This window comes from Streptomyces varsoviensis (assembly GCF_000718635.1).
GTDB lineage: Bacteria > Actinomycetota > Actinomycetes > Streptomycetales > Streptomycetaceae > Streptomyces > Streptomyces varsoviensis.
This window is the reverse complement of the sequence record NZ_JOBF01000006.1, coordinates 265,638-285,629: the sequence shown is the minus strand read 5'-3', so window position 1 is coordinate 285,629 and position 19,992 is coordinate 265,638. Positions and strand designations below refer to the sequence as shown.

The following is a 19,992-nucleotide window of genomic DNA, read 5'->3' as shown; positions in this document are numbered from 1 at the left end:
ATCCTGACGCGGGCGGGGTGGGGGGCGGGGGGGAGGGGAGGGGAGAGGGGCGGAAATGGTTCGACGGGGGGTGGGGGGAGCGGCAGGGTTGGTTCATGGGAGCGGATGTGTGGCCTCTGTATGGCCTTCGGATTACCACGCCACGTCTTGAACTGCGGTTGCCGGATCTGGAACTCCTGGCGGAGTTGTCGGAGGTGGCGGCGGACGGGGTGCATGACGCGGGGTATATGCCGTTCACCGTGCCGTGGACGGACGGGGGGCGCGAGGAGCGGGGGCGGGCGGTGTTTCAGCATGTGCTGGGGACCGTCGCCGGGTGGCGGCCGGGGGAGTGGACGCTCAGTCTCGCGGTGCGGTGCGACGGGGTGGCCGTGGGGCGGCAGGACCTGTCGGCCAGTGGGTTCGCGGTGACGCGGGAGGCGGAGACCGGGTCGTGGCTCGGGGCGGTGCATCAGGGGCGGGGGATCGGGACGGAGATGCGGGCCGCGGTGCTGCACCTGGCGTTCGCCGGGCTCGGCGCGCGCAGTGTGACCTCCGCCGCCATGACGGACAACCCCCGTTCCCTCGGCGTCTCCCGTCGGCTCGGCTACCGCGACGACGGGCTCACCGTCGCCTCCGTACGCGGGCAGGCCCGTACCCTCCAGCGGCTGCGGTTGGACCGGGCGGCCTGGGAGGCGCACCGTACGGTCCCTGTCGATGTGGAGGGGCTGGAGGCTGCCCGGGAGTTCTTCGGCGGCTGAGGGGGCTGAGGCGGCTGAGGGTTCTGAGGGCTCTAAGGCGTGAGTGCCTACGGCGTGGGCGTCTCTTGGGCCACTTGGGCGGGCTCCGGGGCCTCGGCGGTGGGCTCGGTCCGGGCTCCGGCTCGTAGCAGCAGTGGAGTGGCCAGCAGCAGGACGCCCGCGAGGGCGATCGCCGTGCGGGAGCCGGTGAACCCGGCCAGGAGCCCCCACAGACCCGTCACGGCCGCCGCCGTGGTCTTGGTCGTGACCGACCACGCCGACAGCGTCCGGGCGACCCGGTCGTTCGCGGTGTGTTCGAGGCGGTGCGCGCCCAAGAGGGTGTTGAAGAGGCTGGAGAAGAGGATCAGGCCGAACTCCACGGTCATCACGAGGACGAGCCCGCCGCTGCCGGGGCCGACGAAGGCCAGGCCGAGCGGCCAGCACGCCCGCAGCGACCCGGCGACGCGCATGGTCCTGTCCCGCCCGTACCGGGCGGCCAGCGGTCGCGCCAGCCGCGAGCCGGCCAGGCCGCCGAGGCAGGGCACCGAGAAGGCGAGCCCGTACTGCCAGGGGGCGAAGCCGAGGCGGCCGAGCATCAGGACGGCCAGCAGCGGGACCGATGCCATGATCAGGCTGTTGACCAGGGCCGTGTTGAAGAGCAGCGGGCGCAGCGCCGGGTTGGCCAGGATGTAGCGCCACCCTTCGAGTACGGCGCCGGGGTGGCGCTGCCGCGTCGACTCCGGGCGTACGGGCCGGGGCTCCGAGCCGCCGATCGCGCGGATGCCCAGCGCCGAGAGCAGATAGCTGGCGGCGTCGGCGACCACGGTCAGTACCGGGCCGAACAGCCCGATCGCGGCCAGCCCGAGCGGCGGCCCGACCACGCTCGCCGTCCAGGTCGTCGCCTCGAACCGGCCGTTCGCGACGATCAGGTCCCGCGGCTCCACGAGGGCCTTGAGGCAGGCGCCCGCCGCCGCGGTGAAGGTGATGCCGGCCGCCGCGACGATCACCGACACGACCAGGAGCTGGGCGAAGCCGAGCCACCCGAGCGCGTACGCGACGGGGACGCTCGCCAGCGCCGCGAAGCGGATCAGGTCCATCGCGACCATCACCGGCCGTTTGCGCCGGAACTCCACCCATGGCCCGAGCGGCACCGCCACCGCCGCGCCCACCGCCGTACCGGCCGCCGCCAGGATCGACACCTGCGCCGGCCCCGCGTGCAGCACCAGGATCGCGATCAGCGGAAACGCGTCGAACGCCAGCCAGGTGCCGAAGGTGCTGACCGCGTACGCCCCCCACAGCCAGCCGAACGGGCGGCCCAGGGAGCTCTTCGCCCGCACCGCCTGCTCCGTCTGTCCTGTCTGCGGCGCCCCCGGGCCCCGCGCCTCCTCCGCCGTCCCTGGTTCCTCTCGCACCCCTGCTCCCCTCGTCCCCTCAGCCGCACGCCCCCGCCCCGTACGGGCGCCCCTCGCCGACCTGGCACATCAAAGCCAGCGGCGTACCCGCGGAGCAAACAACCGACCCGCCCCTGTCCCGACAACCGGAGGTTGTCGGGCTACGATCCCCGGCGTGGATCTCGATGCCGTGCGCACTTTCGTCGCCATCACGGACGCGGGGACGTTCCATGAGGCCTCCGACAGCCTCTCGATCAGCCAGCAGGCCGTCTCCAAGCGCGTCGCGGCGCTGGAGAAGAGCCTCGGCGTGCGGCTGTTCACCCGTACCGCGCGCGGCGCCCGGCTCACAGTCGACGGGCAGGCGTTCCTGCCGCACGCCCGCGCGCTCCTGCGGGCCGAGGCGCGGGCGGTGGCGTCCGTACGGCCGGGGAGCCGTGCCCTGCGCGTCGACGTGATCAGCCGGCGGCTCGCGCCCGGCGGCCTGCTGAGCGACTTCCACCGTGCGCACCCGGACGCCGAACTCGACGCCGTGACCCTCCGCGACGCCGATGCCGCCATCGCCGCCGTCCAGGCCGGTACGGTCGACGCGGCCTTCCGCGCCGTCACCGTGCCCGCGTGGCAGCTCCCCGACGGCGTGGCGGCCGTCCGGGTCCACGACGAGCCGCTGCAACTGCTCACCGGCCCGGCCCACGAGTTCGCCGACGCCGGGACGATCGCCATGGAGCGGCTCGCCGGGCACCGCATCTGGATGCCCGGAATCGTCGCCGGCACCGAGTGGGCCGCCTACTACGAGGACTTCGCCGCCGCGTTCGGGTTCACCATCGAGGTCACCGGGCCCGACTTCGGCACCGAACCGCTCCTCGACACGATCGCCCGGTCCGCCGTGCTCGCGACCTTCGTCGGGGAGCAGACCCGGCTGCTCTGGCCCCCCGAGGACGATCTGCGCCGCGTCGACGTACGCGATCCGACGCCGGTCTACCCGCACTCGCTGATCTGGCGGCGCGACAACCCGCACCCCGCGCTCGCCCTTCTCCGCGACCACTTCGCGAGCCCCCGGCCGGGCCACCTCGCTCCGGACGCCCCGGGGCTCACCTGGGCGCCGGACTGGGCGGCTCGGTGAAGGGAGCCGGCCGCTATGCCGGTCGGCCCCGCCCCCAACCCCTCTACTCCTCCCAGGGGATGGACCGCCAGGGGCCCGACGTGTCCTCCATGAGCATCCGATGCGGTCGCAGCACGCTCGCGTACCAGTCGCCGAACTCGTCGCCGTCGAACCGCAGCAGGCGGCCGAGCGCGTAACCGGCCGAGAACTCCGCCCAGGACGCGTAGTGTTCGCGGCTCAGCGCCCCCGCCCGTACGATCGCCGCCTGCGCGACATCGGCGCCGCACAGCCGCGCGCTGAACCCCCAGCGGGCGAAGTTGACCCCGCGCCCGTAGTCGTAGGCGACCGCGCTGCGCACGACGCCGCCGGCCGGCAGCAGGCCGTCCGCCCGGAACCGCGCCTCGTAGGCGAGGACACGCCCGATGACGCGCTGGACCTCGGCGTCGGCGCTCGGCGGCGCCGACAGTTCGTCGAGCGCCTCGGTGCAGGCGTGGCGCCAGTCCTCGTGGGCGGGCGGTACGCCCCAGGCGCGGGTGAGCCGCGCCCGTACCCGGAGGGCGAATTCCGGTTCCGCCGGGCTGTTCTCGGCGGCCAGGAGCGTGTCCATGTTCTCCTGCCAGTCCCGTGCGGTCGTCGTGCCCCACAGGTCGCGCAGGAGTTGGCGGTCCTGTTCGTAGTCGTCGTAGACGTCGTCCAGGTCGTTCCACATCACGCCGTTGGTCACGGCCAGCAGCGCCCCGCAGCCGAGCCCGTGCGCCAGGGGGCCGCTCAGGGGGCCGGTGGCCTTGGTGAGCAGCCGCATGGGGCGCTCGTTCTTCGGGACGCCCCTGGTGGCCTTCTTGGAGAGGCGCTTCCAGCGCAGCAGGTCGCGCGGGCGGGCCGTCAGGTACATCTCGACGGGCGTGCCCGGGTTGACGAGGAGGGCGAGGCGCGGGTCGGCCCAACCGCGGGCGAGAGTGTCCAAGGAGGTGCGTACGGCGACGGTGCCGGGGCGGCGGGGCAGCCGCTCGCCGACCGTACGGACGATCAGGCAACCGCTGGAGATGCTGCGCCAAGGGGCGTCGCCGCCCGCGTCGACCTGGTCCTTGGCGACATATCCGACCAGATCGGCCCCCGCGAGTACCCGCAGACACCCCTTGTTGTCCCCGCGCCCCACGGCCTCCATCAGCTCCCGCTCGACCTCGGTGACCGGTTGCCATGAGCGGGTGACCGTCTTCGCGCGCGCCCTTGAAGTGCTCACCGGCCAACTCTACTGACGACTGTGATGAACTGACCGGCGGGTTGTCGGGCCGCGGCTGTCCGGTTCCCGAGCCTCGCCGGCGCCGAGCCGTCGGGGTGTGCGGGTTGGTGCCGCCAGTGCGTCGTCAGGTCGTACGGGCCAGCGCCGCCAGTGCGTCGTACGCCTCCTGGACCAGTCTGTTGCCGAACTGCGGCGCGCAGTTGGCGAGGGCGACCAGGGCGGCGTCGTGGCGCGGGATGAACCCGGCGAAGGCGGTGCAGCCGGCCGTGCCGCCGGAGTGGTGGTAGAGAACGGAGCCGTCCGGGCAGGGGCGGACGTTCCAGATCAGGGCGATGCCGTCCTTTCCGCGCGGCATGGTGAGCCGGGGGCGGGTGACGTCCCGCAGCGCCGCGCGCAGCGGCTCCGGGGGTGCCGCGCACGGCGGTTCGGGCGGTTCCGCCAGCTCCGGCGGTTGCGGCAGCTCCGACGGGCCCGGTGGCGTCGCGCCCGTATATGTCAGCCATGTCAGCGCCTCGACGTACGCGAGGAGGTCGCGCGCCGTGGAACGGACGGTTCCGGCGGCGGGGAGGCCGGGGATGGCGAAGGGCGGGCGGGGCCTGCGGTACCGGTAGCCGGTGGCCTCGGGCGGGTCGCCGTTCGCGCGCGGCGCGCAACTCGTGTCGCGGAGCCCTAGCGGAGCCAGGACGCGGGAGGCCAGCAGCTCCTCGTACGAGGACCCGCCGCCGGCCGCGCCGCACAGGGCGTGACCCAGCAGCCCCACGCCGAAGTTGGAGTACAGCATGCGGCTGCCCGGCCGGAAGCGCAGCCGCGTGCGGGCCAGCGAGCGCAGGGCGTCCGCGCCGGTGAAGGCCGCGTAGGGGTTGGTGAAGAGCCGGCGGCCGGCGGTGGCGAGCAGGCCGGGGGGCAGCCGGGGGAGCCCGGAGGTGTGGGTGGCCAGGTGGGTCAGGGTGATGGCCTCGGTGCCCGCCGGGTACCGGGTGCCGGGCGGCAGATGGCGTACGGCGCTGTCGTGGTGGCCCGCTTCGCCGCGCGCGGCGAGTTCGGCGAGGAGCAGCGCGGTGAAGGTCTTGGTGAGGGAGCCGATCTCGAAGCGCGTACGGGCGTCGGCCGGCTCTCTCCCCTCGGCCCCCTCTTTATCTGCCTCCCCCGTCTCGTACGAGGTGCTGCCGCGGGCGAGGAAGGTGCGCCGCCCGCGGTGGTACAGGCCGGCCACGACGGCGCTCGCGCCCGGGGCGGCGGACAGCAGGGAGGCGGGTAGCGGGGGTCCGGGCAGGACGCCGGCGGCGGGGCGGGTTCCGGAGAGAGCCGTCACGCCGCCGCCCGCCCCGGCTCGTTCAGGGCCCGGTTGACGGCGATGGTCCCGGCCACGACGGCGACGATGGTGGTGTGCTGGTGGTCCTCGAAGCGCTGGGCCGGGTCGTCGTCGACGGGCTTGTCGTCGCGGGGCACCAGCCCGTCGGCGTGCTGGAGCTCCGCGAGCCGCTGCCAGTCCTCGGCTTCGGTGGCGGGGTCGGGCAGGCAGTTGCCGACGATCATCAGCTCGGCCATGAGGTCCCATTGGCTGGTCTCGGCCCAGATGTCCGTCCACATCGGCAGCCAGTCGCGCAGGTAGCCGGCGATGTCGGCGGGGAGCCCGCCGGGCAGGCGGCCCCAGTCGGTGAGGTGGAAGACGGTGTGGGTGACGGCGTAGCCGGTCAGCCAGTCGATGTGCCAGGGCTCGGGCATGGCGCCGAGCCAGGTCGCACGGGTCAGCGACGCCCAGTCGTGGGCCCCGGCGCCGTGGTCGTGGCCGGTGATGCGGGCGGCGTTGGCGACGGCGAGCCGGCGGTTGGGGATGTGTTCGCAGGCGTGGGTCGCCCGCAGGGCGGCGTTGTGGGCGAGGAGCCCGTCCAGCAGGGCGTGGCGGTAGCCGGCGCGCACGAAGTGGGCGTAGGTCTCCATCGGGTCGGTCGTGAGGGGGTGCCGCAGCAGGCGCTCGTACAGCAGGGTGCCTTCGCCCAGTTGCCGCCAGCCGAAGTCCAGCAGTTCGCGGGCGAGGGTGAGTTCCGTCGTGCCGGCCGCGCCGTCGCGCAGGACGAGGGAGGCGGCGAGGGCCGTCTCGGCGAGCGCCTTGTACGTCTCGCCCTCCTCGCCGACGTCGGAGCGCGGGACGCTGGAGAGCGCCCCGTACTCACGGTTGGCGTGCAGCCAGGCCAGCGCCCGGCCGCTGATCTCGTGCGCGGTCCGTACCGGGAGGGCGGTCATACGGGCTCCAGGCCGAGCAGCCGGCGGGCGATGGCGGTGTCGAGGGCGAGGCGCCCGCCGTCGCCGCCGGCCAGGCGGATGTAGTTCGTCAGGGGCGCCGGGTCCAGCGGCAGCGCGACGCCGTCGGCTTGCAGCCAGGCCAGCCAGCGGGTGATCCGGGCGGCGGTGGCGAAGTCGCGGCGCAGGGTGGCCCGGCTCGCGCCGCGGGCGAGGCCCAGGGCGCCGGCCCGGGCGGCCTCGTGCACGGGCCCGTCGAGGCCGGGGAGGGCGAGCGAGGCGAGCCGGCCCAGCCGTACGGACCAGGGCGCCCATCCTTCCCGTACGGGGCCGTCCGGGCCGTCGTCCGCGGTGGGCGGCAGGTGGCGGGGCGCGGAGTCGTCGCACAGGGGCGGGCCCTGGGGGTGGGGCGGCTGGAGGGGAAGGGAGTCGGCGGGGGTCACCAGATGGGGGGCCGCGTGGTCCGGGGCCTGACCGGGGGCCGCGTGATCCGGGATCGCGTGATCCGGGGCCGCCGTCGGATCGGTGCGGGCCGTCGGGTTGGTGCGGATCGTCGGGTTGGTGCGGACCGTCGGGTTGGCGGCGGCCGGGTCGGTCGCGCCCAGCAGGGTGACCAGTCCCCAGTCGGACCAGGCCAGGACCCAGGTCTGCTCGTCGCCCGCGGGCGGGGCGGCGGGCGGCGGCTGTACGGGCGGGAGCGCGTCGAGCGCGAGGCGCACGGCCTCGGCCTCGCCGAAGGGCAGGGGCGCGCCGGTCAGCGCGTAGGGGGCGAGGACGTCGGCGCCGAGCAGGCGCACCGCGGCGAGGGCGACAGCGGCGTCGGCGGCGTCGTCAGCGTCTGTCATATGGGCCGCCACCACAGCCGTGCCCTCGACGCCCCGCAGGACGTCGAGGGCACGGCCGGCCAATCGGCCGGCTGATTCGCTGTGGGCGGTCCGCGACCGCTCGGAGATCACCGGCGCTTCGGCGCCTTCGGCGAGATGATGAGCCCCGCCAGCAGCACGCCGCTGCCACCGCCGACGCCTTCCGGCGCGGGGATCGGCGCGTCGCTCACTTCGGTTTCGGGCTGGGTCATCAGGTGCCCGAGGGCTTCCTTGTCGAGTGCGAGGCCAGTGGGCTTCAGAGTCTGGACAAGCATCTTTCGTTCCTCCGCAGAGATTCATCACCACAGCCGGTGATGCCCCGATGCCCTGTCCAATTTACCCCTGTATGTCGCATGGTGCCCGTCGAGCGGGCGCCGCCGCCGGCGCGGCGGTCCGCAGACGTCAGGCGAAGGGGACGTTCACGCAGGCCAGACGGGCGCCGGCCATGCCGGCGTGACCGGGCTCGGTCTCCGTCTTGTGCTCGTGCACGACGACGGAGCGCGCCTCCCCGTACCGGAAGTGCCAGCGCTGAGCCGCCCGCGACCGCCCGTCACCGTCCTCGTCGGTCGTGAGGTCCAGCCACACCTCGTTGCGCGGGTTGGCGTACTTGGGGTCGGTGGAGGGCTGCTTCGGGTCGAGCACGTCCTGGTAGTGCGGCCCGGAGTCGGCCGGCTTGGCCCCGCACGGCTTGGAGTGCACGTGCGCGCCGAACGTGCGGTTCTTCTGCACCCCCTCCAGCCGCAGCGCGACGGTCGTCCCGCCGCCCTCGTGCCGCCGCTCGGTGACCACCACCCGCGCGCCCACCGGCACGGCGGCCGGATCGTGGGTGACGGCCGTGTACGGGGCCTGGCTCGCGGGCCCGAAGTGCTCGTCGACGGTCACGGTGGTGCTGTGCACTCCCGCGGCCGGCCAGAGGGCCGCGGTCGGCCCGAGGACCATGGCCGCGGTCAGCGTCGTCGCTACGAAGGGCATGTCCACTCCCTGGGCAGGATGGTCGAAATGGGCGGAACGATCGGACTGAGCAGGACAGTCGGGCGCATCGGATACGCGTCCGATACGGAGGGGAGCCCTGGGACAGTCCTCGCCGCCACGGATGATTGCGGGAAGAGGGGCTGCCCACTACCGAGTATCCGGACAACGCCCCGCCCCCACCCCCGCAACCGCGTCCGTCCGTGTCGCCTCCACTCCCACAGCCGCGTCCGTCCGTGTCGCGCCCGCCCCGCCGCCCGGCGCTCACCCGCTCGCCCGCCCCCTGTTCCGGGTGCTCCCCCTTACCCCCCTGGCATGGTCAGAACCTGTTCAGATGGTGCTCATCGGGGTTCTCGTGGCCCGAGTGGGGGTGGGGCGGTGCTTGACTGCTGGGGCATCAGCGAAGAGGGGCGGATTCCACCATGGCTGACCAGCCTTCTGTGAGCGTCGGTGGTGTCACCTACCGGGTGACCCCCGAGTACCTGGCCAACGCTTCCAGCAACACGATGTCGACGGCGGCGGAGATCGCCGGGCAGTTGGCGGAGCTGAAGACCTATGTGACCAGCTTGGAGGCGAGCTGGCAGGGGCTCGCGCACAACCAGTTCCAGACCCTGATGACGGAGTACGACATTTACGCGCGTATGCTCCACGACGCCCTGGAGGGGATCTCCAAGGGGCTGCAGGGCAACTACGTCAACTACAAGGACTCCGAGCAGCAGAACCTCACGAACCTCGCCGCGCTCGGCGAGGACGTGCCCAAGGCGCCGGCCGGCACCAACTTCAACTGAGCGGGCCCCGCGACCACTTGCCTTCCGCTTACTCGATTCGTCCGGGGTTCCGGGCGCGTTCCTAGGAGTGTTCATGGCCGATATCGACGGCACGCCGATCTACGTCGGCGAGGGGCTCGCGGCGGCGGGCGGGGTGCTCAACGCCAGGGCCGCGGAGATCTCCGGAGAACTCCAGGCGCTGAAGTCCCAGTTGGCGCCCCTGGTCGACGCGTGGCGCGAGAGCCAGGCCGCCACGTACTACCAGGACATGCAGAACGAGTGGGACCTCGCCGCCGACGGGCTGTTCGGACCGGAGGGCGTGCTCGGGCGGATCGCCAACGCCATGCACGTGAACTGGAACAACTACAGTGACGCCGAGTGGTCCAACATGTCCACCTGGCGGCACTGACACGGGCCGGCCCCACACCGCGGCCCCCGCGGGCCCGTGGAGCCTCCACTCCGCCGCGGCCCGCGGGCCGCGGCGCTCCGCATCCCGCGGGTTCGTGACCGTGCCGTCCGACGACACCGAAGGAAACCTCCGTGCCCGATGAACGCTGCCGGGTGACCGTGGTCGGCGAACGCAGGCGGGTCGACCTCGCGCTTCCCGCGCAGGCCCCGGTCGCCGAGTACGCTTCCCGGCTCGCCACACTGTGCGGCCAGACCGAGCCCGAGGCCATGCCCCCGGTCTGGTCGCTGGCCGAGTCGGGCGGCAGTCCCCTCGCCCCCGGCGAGTCGCTGGCGGCCGCGGGCATCGTGGACGGCGCCATCCTCTACCTGCGCGACCAGCGGGCCGCGGAGCTCGGCGAGCTGACCGTCACCGACCTCGACGAGCAGGTCGCGGGCGCCCAGGACGACGGCGGCCTGTGGAACGGGCGGCGCCGCGCCCAGTTCGCCGTGGGCTCCGGGCTCGCCGTCATGGTCGCCGCCGCGGCCTGGACCGGCGCGCACCGCCTCGCGGCCCCGGCCGTGGCGCTGTTCGGAGTCGCCGCGCTCTGCTCGGCGCTGCTCGCCTGGTACGCCCAGCGCAAGAACTGGCCGATACCGCAGGGCGTGCGCCAGCTCCTCGCGCTGGCCGCCTGCCCGCTGCTGGCCTGCGTCGGCCTCGGCGCCCCCCTGTACGGACCGGTGACGACCCCGGTCCTCGTCTCGCTCTGCGCCGTCCTCGGCGCCCTCGCCGGGCTCATCGCGCTCCCCGCCCCGTCCACCGTGGTGCTGCAACTGCTCACCGCCGCCGTCGCGCTGTTCGTCGTGCCGCTGACCGCCCTGCACGCGGGCCTGACCGGCTCCGCCGCCGTGGTCGCCGCCGCGCTGTTCATGCTCGCCGGGCTGCTGCCCCGCATCACCAGCCAGATCGCCGTGCTCGTGCCCTCCGGGCCGGACACCGGCGCCGAGGCCCTCGACCCCGGCGAGATCGCCGCCGTCGTCCGCCGCGGCAACGGGCTGCTCACCCTGCTCTCCGTCGTGACCGGCACCGTCCTCGCCGCCGCCCTGCTCACCCTGAGCGCCTCCCGCGGCGCCTGCGGCCTCGCGCTGGTCGGCGTCGTCAGCGTGGGGCTGCTGCTCCAGGCCGGCTCCGTACGCGTCCTGACCGGCGTGATCCCGCAGCTCGCGGCCGGCGTCGTGGGGCTCCTCGCGCTGGCCGTCAAGGTCCCCGAGTACACGCTCGACTCGACCGTCGCCGGGCCGCTGGCCGCCTTCGCCGTGGGCGCCGTCCTCGTCGCCTGCGGGCTGTTCCTCGCCTTCGGCGCGGCCCTGCGCCCCATCGAGCCCGAGCGCCCCACCTGGCCCGGCGGCCTCGCCTCCTTCCTCGCCGTCGCCTGCCTGCCGCTCGCCGCCGGCGTCTTCGGCCTCTTCGGCTGGCTGGCCAACCTGGGCAGCGGCCTGTGAGCGGGCGGCCGGGGGTAGGGGCGATTCAGGAGATACGGGTGATGCCGGTGGTACGGGAGGTACGGGCGTACGCGCCCGCACCCCGGGAGCGGACCCCATGAGGGCCGCCGCGCAGCGCGTCGCGCCCGGGAGCTGGGGCGGGCACCGCACCATCGGGGCGGCGGTCCGCAGTGCGAAGCCCGGTGCGGTGATCACGGTGCAGGCCGGTACGTACACCGAGAGCCTGGTGCTGGACAAGGACGTCAGCCTGGTCGCGAAGGGCGCGGTGCGCCTCGTCGCGGCGCGCGGGCCCGCCGTGACCGTGCACGCGGGCGCGGCCGAGCTGCGGGGTTTCGCGATCGCGTCGACCGCGCCGCGGGACGCCGCGGTGCTGCTGCGCGGCGGCGAGCCGGTGCTGCGGGACTGCGAGATCACCGGCGGCCGGGTCGATGTCGCGGGTTCGGCGGCGGCGCTGCTGAGCGGCTGCGCGGTGCGGCAGGCCGAGGGCGTGGCGGTGTGGCTGGCCGGTACCAGCCGGACCACGCTGGAGAACCTGACGATCGGCGGCTGCGTCGGGGACGGCCTGGTCGTCGAGGACGAGGCGCGGGTCGAGCTGACGGACGCGCTGGTGGACGGCGCGACCGGGCGCGGCGCCGTGCTGATGGGCGGGGCGCACGCGACGCTGACGCGCTGCGAGATACGCGGCAGCGGCACCGCGGCCGTCATGGTGGAGGGGCACGCGACCGCGGCGCTGCGCGAGTGCCGGCTGCACGAGGCGACCGGGCAGGGCGTGTGGACCCGCGGCACGGCGGGCCGCGTCGCGCCCGCGGCCGGCGGCCAGGACGCGGGCGCGCCCGCGTCCGCCGAGACGCGGACGTCCGGCGCCGGTTCGGCCCGCGACGGGCACGGCGTGCGGCTGCGGGACTGCGAGATCTTCCGTACGGGCGGCGCGGGCGTGCTGGTGGACGGCGGCAGCGCGGCGCTGCTGGACGGCTGCCACGTGCACCACACCACCGGGGCCGCGGTGCTGGTCACGGCGGAGGCCGCCGTGGAGCTGGTCTCGGTGCGGGCCGTGGACTGCGAGGACACCGCGCTGGTCGCGAGCGTCTCGGGGCAGGCCACCGCGCGGGACTCCACCTTCGCCCGGACCACCGCCAACGGCGTGTACGCGGTCGGCGAGGCGGAGGTCACGCTGACCGGCTGCACCGTACGGGACACCGCCTACACGGCCGTACACCTCGGCGGGGCCGCGCGCGCCACGGCCCGTGACTGCACCGTCAGCGGCACCCCCGAGTACGGCATGCGCGTCACCGAGCGGGCCGAACTCCTCGCGGACGGCTGCGAGGTGAGCGACGCGGGGCTGACCGGCGTGAGCGTCGAGGGCGGCGACGCCGCGGTGCGCGGCTGCCGCGTGACGGGCGGCCGGGAGGGCGTACGGCTGCGCACCACCCACCGGCCGCTGCTCGCGGACTGCGAGATCACCGCCGCCGGGGAGACCGGCGTGCGGATCGGCCGGGAGACCGGCGGCCGGCTGGAGAACGTGCGGATCGTCGGCAGCGGCGGCGCGGGGCTGCTGCTGGAGGAGGACAGCACCGTCCTGGTGGAGGGCGGCGCGGTCCGCGAGGCGCGGGGCAGCGGCGTGGTGGTACGCGCCGGGGCCCGGCCCCGCCTCCTGGGCCTGACCGTCGCGGACGCCGCGAAGAACGCCCTGTTCGTCGAGGAGGGCGGCGAGGGCCGCTACGAGGACTGCCACTTCACCAAGAGCCGCTTCCCCGCCGTCTACGCCGCCGCCCGCTCCCGGCTCGTACTGCGCCGCTGCGCCGTGGACGGCACGGAGACCGACCTGCTGCGCGACGACGAGGCCGTCGTGCACGCGGAGGACTGCCACGTCGAGGACGCGGCCGAGCCGCTGCTGCCCACCCTCGCGGCGCCGGGGGCGAAGGACGGCGAGGGCCGCGAGGCCGTGCCGGCCGCCGCCGGAGCCGGCCACCGGGCCGGGGCGGACGGCAAGGGCCGGAAGGACAAGGGCCGTACGGGCGAGGGCGACGAGGAGCGGAGCGCCGAGGAGGCCGCGGCGAAGCTCGCCGAACTCCACGTCGAGCTGGACCGCCTGGTCGGCCTCGACAGCGTCAAGCGCGAAGTCGTCACGCTGACGAAGCTCATGCAGATGGTCAAGGTCCGCCAGGACGCGGGGCTCGCCCCGCCGCCGCTGAGCCGGCACCTGGTCTTCGCGGGCAACCCCGGCACCGGCAAGACCACCGTGGCCCGCCTCTACGGCGGCTTCCTCGCCGCGCTCGGCCTGCTCAGCCGCGGCCATCTCGTCGAGGCCGACCGGGGCGACCTGGTCGGCGAGTACGTCGGCCACACCGCGCCGAAGACGACCGCCGTCTTCCGGCGGGCCCTCGGCGGGGTGCTGTTCATCGACGAGGCGTACTCGCTGGTGCCGCAGGGCCAGTTCACGGACTTCGGCTCGGAGGCCATCTCGACGCTGGTCAAGCTGATGGAGGACCACCGGGACGAGGTGGTCGTCATCGTCGCCGGCTACCCGAGCGAGATGAACCGGCTGCTGGAGTCCAACGCGGGCCTGGCCTCCCGTTTCACCCGCACCCTGCTCTTCGACGACTACAGCACGCCGGAGCTGGTGCGCATCGTGGAGCACCAGGCCGACAGCCACCAGTACGCGTTCACGCCCGAGACCACCGCCGCGCTGCACGGCTACTTCGACGCCCTGCCGCGCGGCGAGCAGTTCGGCAACGGGCGCAGCGCGCGGCAGGTCTTCCAGCGGATGACGGAGCGGCACGCGCAGCGCGTGGCCGAACTCGACCTGAGCGGGCTCGACCTGACCTCGGGGGACGCGGAACTGCTCACCACGCTGCTGCCCGCGGACCTGCCGCCGGAAGGCGGCGCCCTGTGAACCGAGCACCGTGCGACACAGGCTCTTACGAAGCAGCAGCGGCACCGCTCCTCGCGTCCGGCCCGGACGGCGCGCGGGGGCGGCTCAGGACGTCGGACCGGGTGAAAGGCAGGTGACCCGCGGATGGCCGATCAACCGACCCCGGAGGAGTGGCGCGCCGACCTCCAGGCGCTGAAGGACGCGATCCAGTTGGTGCGGCGGGAGTCCAAGACGATCTCCGAGCACATGTCGTCGATCGACACCAAGATGGGCAAGATCGGTTCGCACTGGTCCAGCCCGTCGTACCACTCGTTCGACGCGATCAAGAAGTGGTTCCAGAAGGGGCAGCACGACCTGGAGTCGATGCTGAACGACATCATCAACCGGATGGAGACCTCTTACACGAACTACCACAACGCCGAGAACGCCAACGTGAAGAACCTTCACGACGGCGGGGGGCCCAATGGCTGAGCGGGCGACGTGCCGCCGCCCCGCTCCCCGTAGAGGGGGCGGGGCGGCTGCGGCCCGCGGCGCCGGGTCACTTCGAGGGCGGCGCCGGGAAGTTCGACTTCCGGTCGGTGTGTCCGTAGACCTGTCCGGAGTGGTTGAGGAGGGCGGAGCCGCTGTCGGAGCCGATGTCCTTCGGGTCGTCGTTGAAGGAGGGCGGCGCCGTCCAGGCGACCTTGTCGGTCGGCACCAGGCCGTCGAGGTTCTTGTTGTGGTCGGGGCTCGGCTTGTCGTCGCCGTCCCCGTCGGGCAGCGGGGTCGTGTCGTACTTCGAGGTTATCGGGTCGGTCACGGGGTCTCCCTCGTCTGTCTCGCGCCGGCCTCGCAGCCGGGCGGCCGGGCGACGGTCTTGCGGAGTATCGCCAGGTTTACCACTTATGCAGGCAATTGTCAGCGCGGGGGCGTGACCCCCGTACCGGCAGCAACCCCCAGGCACCCCAGTGGAGTTGCCGAGAAAGGCGAGTCATGGCCGATTACGACACCTCCGTCATCAGCGTCTCTCCGAGCGGCCTGAAGACCGTCGGCAAGGAGCTGGCGACGCTCAGCGGCGACGTCGTCAAGAGCCTCAACACCATCCACGGCGCGCTCGACGGGCTGAAGGTGAGCTGGCAGGGCAAGGCCGCCTCGGACGCCGACGAGGTGAACGAGGAGTGGCTGCGGGTCATGACCGAGCTGTTCGGCACCAAGGAGGACCCGCACAAGGGCGTCCTGCCCGCCCTGGCCGACGGCGTCGGCATGGCCGCCTACAACTTCAGCACCGCCGAGGACGGCCTCGCCGACGCGTTCACCAAGTTCCGGGAGGGGCTGGCCGAGAAGACCGGCGGCGACGACAAGCCGAAGGACACCCCGCCCGAGGCCGTGACCGACACCAACAAGACGGCGGTCACCATGACCTTCTGACGATCCCGCGCCCTCCTCGTGAGCCCGCGCCCGCGGCTCCGATGCGAGCCACCGTCCGCGGGGCCCATATGAGCCCGCGGCTCCCAGAGCCCCGCGCCCGCGGCTCCGATGTGAACCCGCGGCTCGCGGCGGGACCGGCGCCCCGCCGCGAGCCCGCCGCCCCACCCGCTCCCGCCGCCCCCGACAGCCCGCTAGGCAGCCAACGTGAGTCGAATCCCCTTCCACCGCCCCGTCCGTACGACGCCCCCGCCCAAGCCGGAGGGCCGGACGACCCTGGCCAGCCCGCCCCAGCGGCCCCAGCCCCAGGGCGCGGCGGGCTGGCTGATGCTCCTGCTGCCGCTGCTGTCCAGCATGAGCATGGCGGCCTACATGGTCGCCTACGGCAAGGCGTGGATGATCCTGCTGGGCATCGCCTTCGTGGTGGTGTCCGTCGGCGTCACCATCGGCGTACGGATGCAGCTCCGGGGCAGCCGGCGCCGCAACCAGTACCGGCAGCGGGAGCGATACCTGGAGTACCTGGCCGGGATGCGCAAGCAGGCCCTGCGCGCCCGGGTCGCCCAGCGGGCCGCCGACGTCTGGCAGCACCCGCACCCGGACCGGCTGTGGGCGATCGCCGCCCGCCGCCGCCGGGTGTGGGAGCGCCGCCCCGCCGACGGCGACTTCCTGCACCTGAGGGTGGGCACCGGCACCGTGCCGCTCGCCGCCGAGATGCACATGCCGGACCAGAACGACCCCACCATCGAGGTCGACGCCGAGTGCAAGCACGCCGCCGCCGAACTGGTCCGCACGTACGGCACGGTCGAGGGCCAGGCCGCCTGGCTGGACCTCGCCAAGTCCGGCGTGGTCAGCCTGCTGGGCCCGCGCGCCCGCACCCGCGAGCTGGCCCAGTCGATGCTGCTCCAGCTCTCCGTCCTGCACGCCCCGGACGACGTACGGGTCGCCGTCGTCACCGGCGGCAACTCCGCCTGGGACTGGGCCAAGTGGCTGCCGCACGCCCAGCACCCCGACGCGGCGGCCCAGCGCCGCGAACAGGAGCTCGTACCGCTGCTCGCCGACGACCTCGCCGGGCTCCACGAGCACCTTCAGGAAACCTTCGACCAGGCCGTAGCCGCCCGCGCCGAGCGCAACAGCCGCATCGTCCCGCAGCGGGACATCACCCCCCGCCGCCAGTTGGTGATCTTCCTCGACGAGTACGAGCCCGACGCGCCCTGGGCCCGCTCGGCGCTCCTGGAGGACCTCATCACCGAGGCCGGCCCCGACCTGGGCATCCACGTGGTGTGCCTGGTCGAGGAGGAGGGCTCGGAGCCCGGCCGCGTCGACGTACGGGCCCGTACGGACGCCCGCGGCACGCTCACCCTGGAGGGCCGCACGCCCGGCCTGCACGCCACCGTCGAGAAGGGCACCATCGACGAGACCGCCCCCGGCGTCCTGGAGGCCACCGCCCGCTCGCTCGCCCCGCTGCGCCTGTCCGGCGAGCGCGACCAGGTCCTCTCCGAGCACGTCTCCCTCTCCGGCATGCTCGGCGTCCCCGACATCGCGGCCTTCGACCCCGCCACCCGGCGCCGCGCCCCCGACGAGAAGGAACTGCTCAGCGTCCCCATCGGCGTCACCGGCACCGGCGAGCCGCTGACCATGGACCTCAAGGAGTCCGCGCAGGGCGGCATCGGCCCGCACGGGCTCGTCGTCGGCGCCACCGGCTCCGGCAAGAGCGAGCTGCTGCGCACCCTGGTCACCGGCCTCGCCATGGTGCACGCCCCCGAACACCTCGCCTTCGTGCTCGTCGACTTCAAGGGCGGCGCCACCTTCGCGGGCGTCACCGAACTCCCGCACGTCTCCGGCCTGATCACCAACCTCGCCGACGACCTCGCCATGGTCGACCGCATGCACCAGGCCCTCTCCGGCGAACAGCAGCGCCGCCAGCGGATGCTGCGCGAGGCCGGCAACGTCGACTCGGTCCGCGAATACCAGCTCCGCCAGGCGGCCGGCGGCACCGACGTCAACGGCAAACCGCTGGAACCGCTGCCCTACCTGCTGATCATCGTCGACGAGTTCGGCGAACTCCTCTCCCAGCGCCCCGACTTCATCGACCTGTTCGTCCAGATCGGCCGCGTCGGCCGGTCCCTCGGCATGCACCTGCTGCTCGCCACCCAGCGGCTGGAGGAAGGCCGGCTGCGCGGCCTGGAATCCCACCTCTCCTACCGGATCTGCCTGCGCACCTTCAGCGCCGCCGAGTCCCGCGCCGTCATCGGCACCTCCGACGCCTACACGCTCCCCGCCATCCCCGGCTCCGCGTACCTCAAGGTCGACGAGACGGTCTACGAGCGGTTCCGCGTCGCCTACATCTCCGCGCCCTACCGCGAGTACGACCCCGACGGCGCCGGGGCCGCGGCCCTCGAACCCGTGCCGTACGCCGTGCACGGCGACCTCGCGCCGCTCTCCCCCGAGGAGAGCGAGAAGACCGGCTGGGACTGGGACCTCGACGCCGGCCCCACCGAACTCCAGGTCGCCGTCGAGCGGCTGCTCAACAAGGACGCGCCCGGACACCAGGTGTGGCTGCCGCCGCTGCCCCCGCACTTCACCCTCGACCCGCTGCTCGGCGAGCCGGAGGAGGACCCCGAGCTGGGCCTGCGCTGCGCCCACTGGCCGTACGGCGGCGAGCTGAAGTTCCCCGTCGGCGTCCTCGACGTGCCCTCCCGGCAGGAACAGCGCCCGCTCGTGCTCGACCTCGCCGGACGCCAGGGCCACCTGGCGCTGGTCGGCGCGCCGCAGAGCGGCAAATCCACCTTCCTGCGCACCGCGATGCTCAGCGCCATGCTCACCCACACCCCCGACGAGCTGCAGTTCTACGCCATCGACATGGGTGGCGGCGCGCTGCACGGCCTCGCCGACGCACCGCACGTCGCGGGCGTCGCCGGCCGCCGCGACGACGAACGCGTGCGCCGGGTGCTCGCCGAGGTCAGCCGGCTCGTCAACGCGCGCGAGCGGATGTTCCGCGACCTCGGCATCCAGTCCGCCGCCGAACTCCGCGCCCGCCGCGCCGCCGGCGACCTGCCCGAGGGCGTACGCTCCGCCGACATCGTCCTGGCCGTCGACAACTGGGCCGCCCTGCACGAGGCCGACGAGGACGCCGTCTCCACCCTGACCGAGATCGCCACCCGCGGCCTCGGCGTGGGCGTCCACCTGTGGCTGACCGCCAACCGCTGGGCCGAGATCCGCGTCAACCTCCGCGACAACATCCCCGCCCGCCTCGAACTGTGGCTCAACGACCCCTCCGAGTCCGAGATCAGCCGGCCCAGCGCCCGCGCGCTGGGCCAGAGCGTCCCCGGCCGCGGCCTGACCCCGCCCGGCCTCGTCCACCACATCGCGCTGCCCCGGCTCGACGACGGCACCACCGGGGACCCCGGCTCCGACGGCGTGAGTGGGCTCGCCGAGGCGCAGCAGCGGCTGGTGGCCCGGATCGCGAAGAACTGGCGGCGGCCCGCCGCCCCGGCGCTGCGCGTCCTGCCCGAGCGGATCACCGTCCGCGAACTGGCGGTCGCCGCCGCGCCCGCGCCCGGCGAGCGCTGGGAGGGCCACGGCCCCGCCATCGGCGAGCGCGAGGTGCCGATCGGGCTCCGCGAGTCCGACCTGCGCCCCGTCGGCCTCGACCTCACCTCCGCCGCCGGCGCCCCGCACTTCGCGGTCTTCGGCGACTCGGGCTCCGGCAAGACCGCGTTCCTGCGCGCCTGGATGCGCGGGCTCGCCGCCCGGCACTCCGCCCGCGACCTGCGCTTCATGGTCGTCGACTACCGGCACAGCCTGCTGGGCGCGGTGCCCGACGCCTACATCGGCGCCCGCGGCGCCAACGCCGAGCTCGTCTCCGGGCAGGCCCAGGCGCTCGCCGACACGCTGCGCTCCCGGATGCCCCCGGCGAACGTCACCGCCGCCCAGCTCGCCGCGCGCGACTGGTGGCAGGGCCCGGAGCTGTACGTCGTCGCCGACGACTACGACCTGGCGGCGGGCAGCATGGGGCGCGGCCCGCTCGCCCTGCTGGCGGAGTTCATCCCGCAAGCCGCCGAGCTGGGCTTCCACCTCGTGCTGGCCCGCCGGGTCGGCGGCGCCAGCCGGGCCCTGCTGTCCGACCCGCTGCTCAGCAAGCTCAAGGAGGTCGGTACGGACGGGCTGCTGCTCTCCGGCGACCACCGGGAGGGCGCGCTCATCGGCGACCAGCGCGCGTACGTACGGGGGCCGGGGCGCGGCACGCTGGTCCGCCGCGGCCATGACCCGGTCGCGATCCAGGTGGCCCTCGACGAGGAGGGGGACGACGGGGACGACTCGCCGACCGTCGAGGCGGTGGATGAGGCGGAGGGAGCCGGGACCGTGCCCGATCAGCAACCGGTCTGAGCAGCACTGGGCAGCAATGGGCAGCAACGGAACGCTGCCTGAGCAGCATGACGCCTTATCAGCACGCAGCATCGGCATGAGGCCCGACCAGCACCGAGCCTGACCAGCACCGAGCTTGATCAGCGGACGTCTGAGAAGCAGCAGTACGCCCAAGGAG

General features: G+C 74.0%; 17 protein-coding genes. 9 read left to right on the top strand and 8 right to left on the bottom strand.

Features of this window, described 5'->3' with window-relative positions; all coding sequences use genetic code 11:
• The first annotated feature begins 95 nt into the window (after positions 1–95).
• Positions 96–737, top strand: a complete 642-nt coding sequence (locus IF55_RS12405) for a GNAT family N-acetyltransferase (protein ID WP_030893202.1) — start codon at positions 96–98, stop codon at positions 735–737.
• Positions 738–784: 47 nt separating this feature from the next.
• On the opposite strand, the gene IF55_RS12400 is transcribed toward IF55_RS12405, so the two are convergent.
• On the bottom strand, positions 785–2,053 hold the full coding sequence (locus IF55_RS12400; protein ID WP_030893200.1) for an MFS transporter: 1,269 nt from the start codon (positions 2,051–2,053) through the stop codon (positions 785–787).
• A 229-nt stretch (positions 2,054–2,282) separates the two neighbouring features.
• Here IF55_RS12400 and IF55_RS12395 point away from each other — a divergent pair, with 229 nt between their 5' ends.
• The gene (locus IF55_RS12395) at positions 2,283–3,227 is read left to right on the top strand and encodes a LysR family transcriptional regulator (protein WP_030893199.1); all 945 of its coding nucleotides are present in this window, start codon (positions 2,283–2,285) and stop codon (positions 3,225–3,227) included.
• 43 nt (positions 3,228–3,270) lie between these two features.
• Here the strand turns inward: IF55_RS12395 and IF55_RS41180 are convergent, their stop codons facing one another.
• From IF55_RS41180 to IF55_RS12365, 6 genes are all read right to left on the bottom strand, one after another.
• The gene (locus tag IF55_RS41180) at positions 3,271–4,446 is read right to left on the bottom strand and encodes a DUF1266 domain-containing protein (protein ID WP_063763959.1); all 1,176 of its coding nucleotides are present in this window, start codon (positions 4,444–4,446) and stop codon (positions 3,271–3,273) included.
• A gap of 124 nt (positions 4,447–4,570) precedes the next feature.
• The gene (locus IF55_RS12385) at positions 4,571–5,758 is read right to left on the bottom strand and encodes a serine hydrolase domain-containing protein (RefSeq protein WP_063763958.1); all 1,188 of its coding nucleotides are present in this window, start codon (positions 5,756–5,758) and stop codon (positions 4,571–4,573) included.
• A complete protein-coding gene (locus IF55_RS39315) occupies positions 5,755–6,690 on the bottom strand; it encodes a DUF6895 family protein (protein WP_030893193.1) in 936 nt (311 codons plus the stop codon). The genes IF55_RS12385 and IF55_RS39315 overlap by 4 nt, the downstream gene beginning before the upstream one ends.
• A complete protein-coding gene (locus tag IF55_RS12375) occupies positions 6,687–7,532 on the bottom strand; it encodes a hypothetical protein (RefSeq protein ID WP_245661169.1) in 846 nt (281 codons plus the stop codon). Before IF55_RS12375 ends, IF55_RS39315 begins: the two co-directional genes overlap by 4 nt.
• Positions 7,533–7,639: 107 nt before the next feature.
• Positions 7,640–7,825 (bottom strand): hypothetical protein, encoded by a 186-nt coding sequence (locus IF55_RS12370; RefSeq protein ID WP_030893192.1) that lies wholly within the window; start codon positions 7,823–7,825, stop codon positions 7,640–7,642.
• Positions 7,826–7,952: 127 nt separating this feature from the next.
• Entirely contained in the window at positions 7,953–8,522 is a 570-nt protein-coding gene (locus tag IF55_RS12365) for a superoxide dismutase family protein (RefSeq protein ID WP_078644225.1), read from the bottom strand.
• A 419-nt stretch (positions 8,523–8,941) separates the two neighbouring features.
• Here IF55_RS12365 and IF55_RS12360 point away from each other — a divergent pair, with 419 nt between their 5' ends.
• The 5 genes from IF55_RS12360 to IF55_RS12340 all read left to right on the top strand — a co-directional run bounded on the left by IF55_RS12360 (position 8,942) and on the right by IF55_RS12340 (position 14,516).
• Complete coding sequence (locus IF55_RS12360; protein ID WP_048831888.1) at positions 8,942–9,307, top strand: WXG100 family type VII secretion target; 366 nt, start codon at positions 8,942–8,944, stop codon at positions 9,305–9,307.
• A gap of 73 nt (positions 9,308–9,380) precedes the next feature.
• Positions 9,381–9,695: a WXG100 family type VII secretion target gene (locus IF55_RS12355; RefSeq protein ID WP_030893185.1), complete on the top strand. Its 315-nt coding sequence runs from the start codon at positions 9,381–9,383 to the stop codon at positions 9,693–9,695.
• A 131-nt stretch (positions 9,696–9,826) separates the two neighbouring features.
• Entirely contained in the window at positions 9,827–11,173 is a 1,347-nt protein-coding gene (locus IF55_RS12350) for an EsaB/YukD family protein (protein ID WP_030893183.1), read from the top strand.
• A gap of 97 nt (positions 11,174–11,270) precedes the next feature.
• Positions 11,271–14,066 (top strand): right-handed parallel beta-helix repeat-containing protein, encoded by a 2,796-nt coding sequence (locus tag IF55_RS12345; protein WP_030893181.1) that lies wholly within the window; start codon positions 11,271–11,273, stop codon positions 14,064–14,066.
• A gap of 123 nt (positions 14,067–14,189) precedes the next feature.
• Positions 14,190–14,516, top strand: coding sequence for a WXG100 family type VII secretion target (locus IF55_RS12340; RefSeq protein WP_030893179.1), 327 nt, complete (start codon positions 14,190–14,192; stop codon positions 14,514–14,516).
• A gap of 67 nt (positions 14,517–14,583) precedes the next feature.
• On the opposite strand, the gene IF55_RS12335 is transcribed toward IF55_RS12340, so the two are convergent.
• Complete coding sequence (locus tag IF55_RS12335) at positions 14,584–14,844, bottom strand: hypothetical protein (protein ID WP_048831886.1); 261 nt, start codon at positions 14,842–14,844, stop codon at positions 14,584–14,586.
• A gap of 173 nt (positions 14,845–15,017) precedes the next feature.
• Between IF55_RS12335 and IF55_RS12330 the strand changes: the two genes are divergently transcribed.
• Complete coding sequence (locus IF55_RS12330; protein WP_048831885.1) at positions 15,018–15,452, top strand: WXG100 family type VII secretion target; 435 nt, start codon at positions 15,018–15,020, stop codon at positions 15,450–15,452.
• A gap of 204 nt (positions 15,453–15,656) precedes the next feature.
• The gene (eccCa, locus tag IF55_RS12325) at positions 15,657–19,835 is read left to right on the top strand and encodes a type VII secretion protein EccCa (protein WP_078644222.1); all 4,179 of its coding nucleotides are present in this window, start codon (positions 15,657–15,659) and stop codon (positions 19,833–19,835) included.
• Positions 19,836–19,992: the final 157 nt, after the last annotated feature.